We start from the raw sequence: 11,411 nt of genomic DNA on the forward strand, positions 1-11,411 counted from the left end.
GAATCCTAAGATTATCAATATGACTGAATCTTTTGCTCAACTCTTTGAAGAGTCCCTGAAAGAAATCGAAACCCGTCCGGGTTCCATCGTTCGTGGCGTTGTTGTCTCTATCGACAAAGACGTAGTTCTGGTTGATGCGGGTCTGAAATCTGAATCTGCAATTCCTGCAGAGCAGTTCAAGAACGCAGCCGGCGAACTGGAAATCCAGGTAGGCGACGAAGTTGACGTTGCGCTGGACGCAGTAGAAGACGGCTTCGGTGAAACCCTGCTGTCCCGTGAGAAAGCTAAACGTCACGAAGCTTGGATCACGCTGGAAAAAGCTTACGAAGACGCTGAAACTGTTACCGGTGTTATCAACGGCAAAGTTAAAGGTGGCTTCACAGTTGAGCTGAACGGTATTCGTGCGTTCCTGCCAGGTTCACTGGTAGACGTTCGTCCGGTTCGCGATACTCTGCACCTGGAAGGCAAAGAGCTTGAATTCAAAGTAATCAAGCTTGATCAGAAACGTAACAACGTCGTGGTTTCACGCCGTGCAGTTATCGAATCTGAGAACAGCGCTGAGCGCGATCAGCTGCTGGAAAACCTGCAGGAAGGCATGGAAGTTAAAGGTATCGTTAAGAACCTCACTGACTACGGTGCATTCGTGGATCTGGGCGGCGTTGATGGCCTGCTGCACATTACCGATATGGCTTGGAAACGCGTTAAGCATCCGAGCGAAATCGTCAACGTGGGCGACGAAATCACTGTTAAAGTGCTGAAGTTCGACCGCGAGCGTACCCGTGTATCTCTGGGCCTGAAACAGCTGGGCGAAGATCCTTGGGTTGCTATCGCTAAGCGCTATCCAGAAGGCACTCGCCTGACTGGTCGTGTAACCAACCTGACTGATTACGGCTGCTTCGTAGAAATCGAAGAAGGCGTTGAAGGTCTGGTACACGTTTCAGAAATGGACTGGACCAACAAAAACATCCATCCGTCTAAAGTTGTAAACGTAGGCGATGTGGTTGAAGTAATGGTTCTGGACATCGATGAAGAGCGTCGTCGTATCTCCCTGGGTCTGAAGCAGTGCAAATCTAACCCATGGCAGCTGTTCGCTGAGACCCACAACAAAGGCGATCGCGTTGAAGGTAAAATCAAGTCAATCACTGACTTCGGTATCTTCATCGGCCTGGACGGTGGCATCGACGGTCTGGTTCACCTGTCTGACATCTCCTGGAACGCGACTGGCGAAGAAGCCGTTCGTGAGTACAAAAAAGGCGACGAAATCGCTGCCGTTGTACTGCAGGTTGATGCAGAGCGCGAGCGCATCTCTCTGGGCGTGAAGCAGTTGGCTGAAGATCCATTCAACAACTACATCACCCTGAACAAGAAAGGCGCTATCGTGACTGGTAAAGTCACTGCAGTTGACGCGAAAGGTGCTACAGTAGAATTAGCTGACGGCGTAGAGGGTTACCTGCGCGCTTCTGAAGCTTCTCTGGACCGCATCGAAGACGCAACTCTGGTTCTGAGTGTTGGCGACGACGTTGAAGCTAAATTCACCGGCGTTGACCGTAAGAACCGCGTTGTGAGCCTGTCTGTTCGTGCTAAAGACCAGGCTGATGAGAAAGAAGCTATCAACACTGTTAACACCAAACAGGATGAAGGCAGCAACTTCTCTAGCGCGATGGCTGAAGCGTTCAAAGCGGCTAAAGGCGAGTAATCGACCTAAGGCACCGGACGATGAAAATCGTCCGGTTTCGGTAAAAGCTGTCATACCTTTCCAAATAAGGATTAACCGGAGGTTACATGACCAAGTCAGAACTAATTGAGAGACTTGCTGGCCAGCATACTCATATTCCGGCGAAAGTCGTTGAGGATGCGGTCAAAGAGATGCTTGAGCACATGGCCACTACGTTGGCCCAGGGCGAGCGCATTGAAATCCGGGGATTCGGCAGCTTTTCTTTGCATTACCGTGCACCGCGTACGGGTCGTAACCCGAAAACGGGCGACAAAGTGGATCTGGAAGGTAAATACGTTCCCCACTTTAAGCCGGGCAAAGAATTGCGTGACCGTGCGAACATCTACGGCTAAGCCGTTACCGAACGATAAAAACGACACTTTAGGGTGTCGTTTTTTTTGCTTAGAGTATGCGGAATTGAGATCTGCTTTCCAAAATGAAGTCTCATCAATGTAATCTCTGCAAAAGTTTCGGAATCCATCGCGACACACTCTCTTTTCAATGAAGTAAATCCCTGCTTTTCTCGGCACACTCTTCCGCCAATGAGGGAGAGTAATGATGCATATGAACTGGATTGTTCTGGCCAGATTGATGATTGCCTCGGCATTGCCGTTGGGCATATTGCCGCACATACCCGCAGCCAACGGAATAGTCATCATGGTTGTATTCGCTGTGGCGCTTGGGTTGATGCCAATCACGTTGCTACGGCTTGCAGGGATTGCTCTCTTAATGGTGGCCTGGACATTGACTGAAGCCCGCCAGATGGTCAATGCCATTGGGGATCTGACTGCCGCCACATTTGAAGCCACTGTACGGGTGACTGAAGTTCGTGAACAGAAGCAGCAATTAACCGTGCAAATCTTGCGTGTCGGTCAGCGCTATCAGTTTCCACCTCTCTTTGTCAAGCTCAATAATGCTTCGATGGAGCAACCGTACTGTGCCGGTCAGAGCTGGCAGATGAAACTGCGACTGCGTGCCGTCCACGGCAGATTAAATGAAGGCGAGTTCGATCTGCAGCGCTTTGCCTTGTCTAATCACACGCCGCTGCAAGGGCGCATCATCAGTCAGCAGGTGGAATCGCTAACTTGCAACTGGCGGACGCGTTTAATTAATCATCATCTACCCGCATTCGATACGCTCAAACAACCGGCAATTATGCAGGCTTTAGCGTTTGGTATACGTACCAACATGACTGAAGAGCAGCGACAGTTGCTGCGGGAAACAGGTACTGCCCACTTGATGGCAATCTCGGGAATGCATATTGCATTAGCTGCCAGCGTTGGATGGCTGTTGGCGCGTGCTATCCAGGTAATTTTGCCGGGTCATTTGATTGGTCATTTATTTCCGCTGCTGGTTAGTGTTATGACCGCTGCGACTTACACGTGGGTTTCTGGCAGTCATGCACCGGCCCAGCGCGCGATGATCGCGCTCATATTATGGATAGGGATGCGCAGCGCCGGTTGGCAGCTCAGTGGCTGGCAAGTCTGGACGTTATGTATCGGCGCTTTGCTGGTACTGGATCCATTAACTGTGCTGTCAGAAAGCTTTTGGTTGTCGGCACTGGCGGTCGCGATGCTGATTGCCTGGTATCAATGGTTTCCATTAACACATCGCTTTCGCGCAAATCGTCGATGGCTGTTATTGCAATTGCTACATCTGCAGTTAGGAATGATGATCCTCATGGCTCCACTACAAATCTTCCTGTTTCAGGGAATAAGCCTGAGTGCGTTATTAGCAAATCTGATCGCGGTGCCGGTTGTGTCTTTTGTCACGGTGCCACTAATATTGCTGGCAATGCTATTGCCAGTGCCGCTGATTTCAACGGGATTATGGTCTCTGGCGGATCTTTCCATAAGCCAGGTCATGCTCCTGCTGCAGTGGTTACCCGCTGGCTGGTGGGCATGGAGCGATACGTTACCTGCTGTCGTGCTGCTGTGGGTAGGATTAGTTCTCTGGCGCAGCAAGCTGATTTATCGCAGTGTGATGCCGTGTTTTAGCCTGATACTCGCAATCATCCTCTGGCGCAGCACTGCACAGCGTGATGACTGGCAAATCGACATGATTGATGTGGGGCATGGCCTGGCGATTGCCATTACACAGGGCAATGAAGTTGTGTTATATGACGTTGGACCGGGTTGGAAACAGGATGATGCCGGATCGCGCGTCATTCTGCCATGGTTGCAGTATCACGGTAGAAGCCTCCATTCTTTGATACTAAGCCACAAGCATCTTGATCACCGTGGTGGGCTACACTCATTGCTCAAAGTTAATCCAGCGGTAGCAATTCGTAGTGCCCTGGCGGAAGACGGACACCTGCCATGCTTCCGTGGTCAGCGGTGGCAGTGGGGCAAATTGCAATTTACCGCTTTGTGGCCGCCGGAGAATCAGACCCAGGGACAAAATAACGATTCCTGTGTGGTGCGAGTCGATGACGGGCTCTTCAGCGTGTTACTCACCGGGGATATTGAGTTAGAAGCCGAGAGAAAAATTGTCGCGCTGGAAAAAGAGGCTCTGAACGCGACAATTTTGCAGGTTCCGCACCATGGTAGTCGGACTTCATCAGGCGCATTACTGTTACGTAATGTTGCTGGGAAAGCAGCAATTGCTTCGGTGGCGCGGTATAACGCCTGGCGTATGCCTGCGCCAGCCGTGGTGCAACGCTATCGTCAGCAAGGCTATATGTGGTACGACACGGCACAATCGGGTCAGATTCATGTGGGTATCAGACAAGGTCATTGGCAAATTAAGGGCTTAAGAGAGCAAATAATGCCTCGATGGTACCATCAGTGGTTTGGCGTCAAACGCGATTCCAGGTAGAATGAGCGGCTATTTCAAACAGCGTGAATAAATAATGCATCAAGATAAAGATCTCTCAACGTGGCAGACATTCCGTCGACTCTGGCCGATGATTGCGCCCCACAAGGCTGGCCTGTATGTGTCAGCGGTGGCGCTGATACTCAATGCGGCAGGCGATACCCTGATGCTCTCTCTGTTGAAACCTTTACTGGATGATGGCTTCGGTAAAGCAGACAGATCCGTAATGCTGTGGATGCCGCTGGTGGTAATTGGCCTGATGCTGGTACGTGGCGTGACCAGCTACATCTCCAGTTACTGCATCTCATGGGTGTCCGGCAACGTGGTCATGAATATGCGTCGCCGCCTGTTCGGCCATATGATGGGCATGCCGGTAACCTTCTTTGATCAGCAATCAACGGGGACGCTGCTGTCACGCATCACCTACGATTCTGAACAGGTGGCCTCTTCCTCTTCCAGTGCACTGGTTACGGTGGTGCGTGAAGGGGCCTCGATCATTGGCCTGTTCATCATGATGTTCTATTACAGCTGGCAGCTGTCTTTGATTCTCATTGTGCTGGCACCGATCGTCTCCTTTGCTATTCGTACTGTTTCCAAACGTTTCCGCAGCATCAGTAAGAACATGCAGAACACCATGGGACAGGTCACCACCAGCGCCGAACAGATGCTAAAAGGGCATAAAGAAGTGCTGATCTTTGGTGGCCAGGAAGTGGAGGCCAAGCGTTTTTCTCAGGTCAGTAACAGGATGCGCCAACAAGGCATGAAACTGGTGTCAGCATCTTCAATCTCTGATCCGGTAATCCAGTTGATTGCCTCGCTGGCACTGGCATTTGTGCTTTATGCCGCCAGTTTCCCAAGCGTGATGGAAACGCTGACAGCCGGTACCATCACCGTGGTCTTCTCATCCATGATCGCCTTGATGCGTCCGCTCAAGTCACTGACCAACGTGAATGCACAGTTCCAGCGCGGTATGGCGGCTTGTCAGACGCTGTTCTCGATTCTTGACAGTGAGCAGGAAGTGGATAACGGCAAGCGTGAAATGGATCGTGCTAAGGGTGATGTGGAATTCCGCAACGTGACCTTTACCTATCCTGGCCGAGAAATTCCTGCGCTGCGTGATATCAACCTGTCGCTGCCTGCCGGTAAAACCGTTGCACTGGTCGGCCGTTCTGGCTCTGGTAAATCCACTATGGCAAGCTTGCTGACGCGCTTCTACGACATTGATAGCGGTGAAATTCTGCTGGATGGCCACGATCTGCGCGAATACACCCTGCGTTCACTGCGTAATCAAGTGGCGTTGGTTTCCCAGAACGTTCATCTCTTCAACGACACCGTCGCCAACAACATTTCTTATGCCCGTAATGGTCAATACACGCGCGAGCAAATCGAGCAGGCTGCGACCATGGCGCATGCAATGGACTTCATCCAGAAGATGGATAATGGCCTTGATACCGTGATAGGTGAGAATGGCGTGCTTCTTTCCGGTGGTCAGCGTCAGCGTATTGCGATTGCGCGTGCGTTACTACGCGACTGCCCGATTTTGATTCTCGATGAAGCCACATCAGCGCTCGATACCGAATCTGAGCGGGCGATTCAGGCCGCACTTGATGAGCTGCAGAAAAATCGCACCTCACTGGTGATTGCGCACCGTCTGTCGACCATTGAGAAAGCCGATGAGATCGTCGTAGTTGAAGATGGTCGCATTGTCGAACGCGGTACTCACAGCGTGCTGCTTGAACAGAAGGGCGCCTATGCGCAGCTTCACAAACTGCAGTTCGGTCAATGATCGAACGCATCTGGAGCGGGCGTTCGCCGTTATGGCTGCTGCTATGGCCGCTGAGTCTGCTTTATGGGGCGATCACCCTATTGATTCGCCTCAGCTTCCAGCGCGGTTGGCGAAAAAGTTGGCGCGCGCCTTGCCCTGTGATTGTGGTGGGGAACCTCACCGCAGGTGGGAATGGTAAAACGCCTGTAGTGATTTGGTTGGTGCAGGCGCTGCAACAACGTGGAGTACGTGCTGGCGTGGTGTCGCGGGGTTACGGCGGAAAAGCTGAACGTTATCCGCTGCTGGTTACCGCTGAAACGCCCACGGCGCAGGCCGGCGATGAACCTGTGCTGATCGCTCAACGCACGCAAGTGCCGGTCGCCGTTGCGCCACGGCGGCGTCTGGCGGTAGAAGGCTTGCTCGCTGCGCACGATCTGGATGTGATTATCACCGATGATGGCCTGCAGCATTACGCGCTGCAGCGCGATCGCGAAATCGTGGTGGTGGATGGGATGCGTCGTTTTGGCAATGGCTGGTGGTTACCGGCTGGGCCGATGCGTGAACGCGCCTCACGACTTAGCACCGTAAATGCGGTGATCGTTAACGGCGGCGATGCGCAGGCGGGCGAAATTGCGATGTCATTGCAGCCCGGTCTGGCGGTCAACCTGATCAACGGTGCAAGCGTGGCGTTAGCGCAATTGCCGGAAATTGTCGCGATGGCCGGCATAGGTCATCCGCCGCGCTTCTTCAACACGCTTAAGCAGCAAGGCATCAAGCCAGTGGCTGAAATTGCCTTCGCCGATCACCATGCTTACAGCGAAGACGAATTGCGGCGTCTGACTCAGGCAGATCAGTGCTTGCTGATGACGGAAAAAGATGCGGTAAAATGCCGTAGTTTTGCTCGCCCAAACTGGTGGTATTTGCCGGTTGATGCGCATCTGCAAGGCACGGCGGTGACAACCTTGTTAGACGATATCACCCATCTCTGCACTACCGCGCGCGACGCCCGTTCGCGCTAACCACCAAAAAGGGAATGGAGTTATGAACCTCGTCGCTTCCCTCTCGTTGCAAACTGCTCGTCATCTGCATCTGGCTGCTCAGGGACTGTTACGTCCTTTAGGCCGACGTGCGCGCTTTGCTGATATACACGCGACTGTGCGTCAGATGTCTTTGCTGCAAATTGATACCATCAATGTGGTGGCACGCAGTCCTTATCTGGTGCTGTTTAGCCGCCTTGGCGCGTATCAGACCAACTGGCTGGAAGAGGCGCTGGCCTCGGGCGCATTATTTGAATATTGGGCTCATGAAGCCTGTTTTATTCCTTCCGAAGATTACCCGTTGCTGCGCCACCGCATGCTGGAACCGCAGCGACTGGGCTGGAAGTACAACCAGCGATGGGGTGAGGAACATCAACAGGAAATCACTGACCTTCTGCAACACATCTCCGCCAACGGCCCAGTGCGAGCAGCCGATTTCAGTAATGATAAACAGACCAAACCGGGCTGGTGGGCGTGGAAGCCGCATAAGCGTCATCTGGAGAATTTGTTCAGCGCGGGTCAGTTGATGGTGGTGGAGCGGCGCAACTTCCAGCGGGTTTACGATCTGCACAGCCGCGTGATGCCGGACTGGATTGATGAACAGCATGCGTTAAGTGAAGACGAAGCGGTGATACAGATGCTGAGTCACAGCGCGCGCAGTCTCGGCATTTTCCGTGGCAGTTGGTTAGCCGATTATTACCGGCTCAAACGCGCACCGTTCAAATCATGGCTTGAGGATGCGGCTGCGCGCGGAGAAATTGTGCGTGTTAAGGTCGAGCAACTGGGCGAAATGTGGTTACACCACGCTTTATTGCCGCTGCTGGAAAAGCCACTCTCTGCCACGCATACCGCGCTATTATCCCCCTTTGATCCGGTGGTTTGGGATCGTCGTCGCGCGCTGGAGCTGTTTGATTTTTGATTACCGCATTGAGTGCTACACGCCTGCGGAAAAGCGCAAATATGGTTATTTTGTCCTGCCGGTCCTGCATCGCGGATTATTGAAAGCGCGCATTGATGCCAAAATGGAGCGTCAGGCGCAGCAATTAGTGATTCGTGCATTCTGGCTGGAAGAGGGCACACGCATCAGTAACGCTTTCCTTAATGACGTCCAAAAAGCCATTAATCGCTTCGCCGCGTGGCAAGGCGCCAACCAAGTGATTATCGAAAATGCGCCGGCAGAACTGCTGGCTGCCTGGTCAAATCGCTGGTCGATTGGTGAATAAAGCTGCCATTTATCCGGCTTGAGTGCGTCATTCACGCGCACGCTATTATGCTATGCTACCCGTCTGAATCGGTCCTGAATGGAGAAGATTATGGATCACCGTTTACTCGAAATCGTTGCTTGCCCGGTATGCAACGGAAAACTCTATTTCAACAAAGAGCAGCAAGAGCTGATCTGTAAACCGGATGGCCTGGCTTACCCGGTACGTGACGGTATTCCAGTGCTGCTGGAAGTGGAAGCGCGTACGCTGTCTGTTGAAGAGATCCATCCATGAGTTTTGTTGCCATTATTCCTGCGCGTTATGCTTCAACCCGTCTGCCCGGCAAACCGCTAGTGGATATTCAGGGTAAACCGATGGTGCTACACGTTATGGAACGCGCCCGTGAATCGGGTGCCGATCGCGTAATTGTCGCCACCGATCATCCGGATGTGGCTGCGGCGGTAACGGCGGCTGGCGGCGAAGTGTGCATGACGCGGGTCGATCATCAGTCCGGAACTGAGCGTTTGGCCGAAGTGATCGAAAAGTATCAGTTTGCCGACGACACGATCATCGTTAACGTGCAGGGCGACGAGCCGATGATCCCGGCGGAGATTGTACGTCAGGTGGCAGGTAATCTGGCGCAATCTGAAGCCGGGATGGCGACGCTGGCGGTGCCGATCACCGATGCAGAAGAAGCCTTTAACCCGAACGCGGTGAAAGTGGTGATGGACGCCAAAGGTTATGCGCTCTACTTCTCACGCGCCACCATTCCCTGGGATCGCGAGCGTTATGCGCGTTCTCGCGAGCAGATTGGCGACACGCTGCTCCGCCACATTGGCATCTACGCCTATCGCGCCGGTTTCATCCGTCGCTACATCGCGTGGGAACCTTGCCCGCTGGAGCACATTGAGTTGCTCGAACAGCTGCGCGTGCTGTGGTACGGTGAAAAGATTCACGTCGCGGTGGCAAAAACTATCCCAAGTGTTGGGGTGGATACGCCGGAAGACCTTGAGCGGGTTCGTCTCGCTATGCAGGGTTAATCTCCGACCGGCCAGCGGCTCTCGCTGGCCTGAAAGTTTGATCTGGCGCTAAGTTTTGCGCCGCCATCACCTCCAGCATATTCCAGCCCTTTGACGTCGGAGGATATTGCATGGAACAGCTCCGTTCAGAACTCGCGTTGGTGCTTGGTGAAAGCATCAGTCGTCTCGAAACCATTAGCGAGCAGGCGCACACGCGGCTGTATGCGCTTTACGATAACGCCGGTAAACCGATGCCGCTGGTGGCAAAGTATTTTCGTCATCAGGGACGCGCTGCGCTGGAAGCTAAAAAACTGACCATGCTCGGCCATGATGGCTTGATCGCCGTGCCTGCCGTGTTTGGTCTGGTGCTTAGCCAGCAAAAGCCGGTACATGAAATGTTGCTGATGGCACGCTTTAACGGTGTTTCTGCGGAAGCTCCGGCCCGCAGCGCAGCACGCTGGGAACAGCTGTGCGAACAGATCGTCGAAGGCGTGCTGGCGTGGCATCGTATTGACAGCCATGGCTTAGTCGGCAGCGTGGACAGCGTGCAGGAAAATAACTGGCCCGCATGGTATCGCCAGCGAGTGGATGTGTTGTGGTCAACGCTGGGTTATTTGTCACCGCCGTTTTTTACACTGGAAGATCGTCAGATTCTGTTTCGCAGCCGTCAGCTATTACCGCGTCTGTTCAACGGTTTTGACGATCCCTGCGTATTGATGCACGGCAACCTGCGCTTAGCCAGTATGTTAAAAGATGCGCACAGCGATCAGCTTATTGCCATGATGCAGCCAGGCAACATTCTCTGGGCACCGCGCGAATACGATCTGATGCGCCTGGCGGATAGCGGCGCAGAAGCGTCACTGCTGCAGCACTATCTGCAGCGCGCGCCCGTGGCGGAAGGTTTCCTCTGGCGGCGCTGGTTGTATCAGCTGTGGGATTGCGTCGACACGTTGGTCAGCAGCGGACAGTTTGACCGTCCGCGCTTCGATCACGCCCGCGCGCAATTACTCCCCTGGCTGGGTTGAGGTGAGATCGTCACCGCGCAGCTTCTGCCAGGTTTGTCCCAGCGTTTCATAGATCGCACGCTCACTGTGTGCCAGCCACAGCGGTGACGGAATAACGCGTTCCCACCAGTTTAGCGGCGAGGTCACCGCCAACTGATTTGCCGGTGCGGCCAGCGGATTCATGCCGGCACTTTGAAAGAAATGCATGGCACGCGGCAGATGGTTGGCGGAAGTCACCAGTAAGAACGGGTGTTCACCAATCGTCTGTTTCACCGCGCGAGCTTCGCCAATCGTATCCCTGGGTTGATCCAACTGAATAATCGCTGCTGATGGCACGCCCAAACTTTCCGCCACTTCGGCCGCCACGCTGGCGCTGCTGCGTGGGTTTTCGCCGGCTGCTGCGCCTGTAAAGATCATTTTGGCCTGCGGATAGCGCCGCCACTGACGCACGCCTTCGGCCACGCGCGGCAGACTGTTATTAATCAAGTTGGAACTCGGTGCCCAATTCGGATTGAAGGTATAGCCGCCGCCGAGCACCACGATATAATCGACCGGCTCGTTACCGTTCCAGGTTGGATAATGATTTTCCAGCGGTGACAGCAGGCGATCGGCAACCGGCTGCAGGCTCAAAATCAGCAGCAGCAGCCAGCTGCAAGAGATGAGGATTTTGCCGCTTTTTTGCCAGCGGCTGAACCAGAGCAGCAAAAGTCCTGCCGCCATCAGTAATAACAGCAGCGGCAAGGGAAGCAACATCCCGCCAATGACTTTTTTAAATGCGAAAAACATCGAATATGGCCTCTTTTGTCCAAAAAAACAGCTGCCAGACGGTTACTGCGGCATGAAAGGTTCATTCTTG

Annotated in this window: 9 protein-coding genes and 1 pseudogene; 9 read left to right on the forward strand and 1 reads right to left on the reverse strand. The window is 53.5% G+C overall.

The annotated features are described in order from the left end of the window. Nucleotides 1-19 precede the first annotated feature (19 nt). The 9 genes and pseudogenes from rpsA (at nt 20) to FCN45_RS06885 (ending at nt 10,576) form a co-directional block, all read left to right on the forward strand. Nucleotides 20-1,696, forward strand: coding sequence for a 30S ribosomal protein S1 (rpsA, locus tag FCN45_RS06845; RefSeq protein WP_052025984.1), 1,677 nt, complete (start codon nt 20-22; stop codon nt 1,694-1,696). An 86-nt stretch (nt 1,697-1,782) separates the two neighbouring features. Further along, nucleotides 1,783-2,067, forward strand: coding sequence for an integration host factor subunit beta (ihfB, locus tag FCN45_RS06850; protein WP_003849360.1), 285 nt, complete (start codon nt 1,783-1,785; stop codon nt 2,065-2,067). 205 nt (nt 2,068-2,272) lie between these two features. Continuing rightward, nucleotides 2,273-4,531 (forward strand): DNA internalization-related competence protein ComEC/Rec2, encoded by a 2,259-nt coding sequence (locus FCN45_RS06855; protein WP_137386860.1) that lies wholly within the window; start codon nt 2,273-2,275, stop codon nt 4,529-4,531. Nucleotides 4,532-4,565: 34 nt separating this feature from the next. After that, nucleotides 4,566-6,314: a lipid A ABC transporter ATP-binding protein/permease MsbA gene (gene msbA / locus FCN45_RS06860; RefSeq protein ID WP_101760956.1), complete on the forward strand. Its 1,749-nt coding sequence runs from the start codon at nt 4,566-4,568 to the stop codon at nt 6,312-6,314. Continuing rightward, on the forward strand, nt 6,311-7,312 hold the full coding sequence (gene lpxK, locus FCN45_RS06865; protein ID WP_137385495.1) for a tetraacyldisaccharide 4'-kinase: 1,002 nt from the start codon (nt 6,311-6,313) through the stop codon (nt 7,310-7,312). Before msbA ends, lpxK begins: the two co-directional genes overlap by 4 nt. A gap of 22 nt (nt 7,313-7,334) precedes the next feature. Beyond that, nucleotides 7,335-8,553, forward strand: a pseudogene (locus FCN45_RS06870) (winged helix-turn-helix domain-containing protein). A 90-nt stretch (nt 8,554-8,643) separates the two neighbouring features. Next, nucleotides 8,644-8,826, forward strand: coding sequence for a Trm112 family protein (locus FCN45_RS06875; protein WP_007887424.1), 183 nt, complete (start codon nt 8,644-8,646; stop codon nt 8,824-8,826). Continuing rightward, nucleotides 8,823-9,572: a 3-deoxy-manno-octulosonate cytidylyltransferase gene (kdsB, locus tag FCN45_RS06880; protein WP_049851021.1), complete on the forward strand. Its 750-nt coding sequence runs from the start codon at nt 8,823-8,825 to the stop codon at nt 9,570-9,572. Before FCN45_RS06875 ends, kdsB begins: the two co-directional genes overlap by 4 nt. A 110-nt stretch (nt 9,573-9,682) precedes the next feature. Beyond that, nucleotides 9,683-10,576, forward strand: coding sequence for a YcbJ family phosphotransferase (locus tag FCN45_RS06885; protein ID WP_101760952.1), 894 nt, complete (start codon nt 9,683-9,685; stop codon nt 10,574-10,576). On the opposite strand, the gene elyC is transcribed toward FCN45_RS06885, so the two are convergent. Next, nucleotides 10,556-11,341 (reverse strand): envelope biogenesis factor ElyC, encoded by a 786-nt coding sequence (gene elyC, locus FCN45_RS06890; protein WP_137385496.1) that lies wholly within the window; start codon nt 11,339-11,341, stop codon nt 10,556-10,558. The genes FCN45_RS06885 and elyC overlap by 21 nt on opposite strands. Between the last annotated feature and the right edge of the window lie 70 nt (nt 11,342-11,411).

The organism is Pantoea sp. SO10 (genome assembly GCF_005281435.1).
GTDB lineage: Bacteria > Pseudomonadota > Gammaproteobacteria > Enterobacterales > Enterobacteriaceae > Pantoea > Pantoea leporis.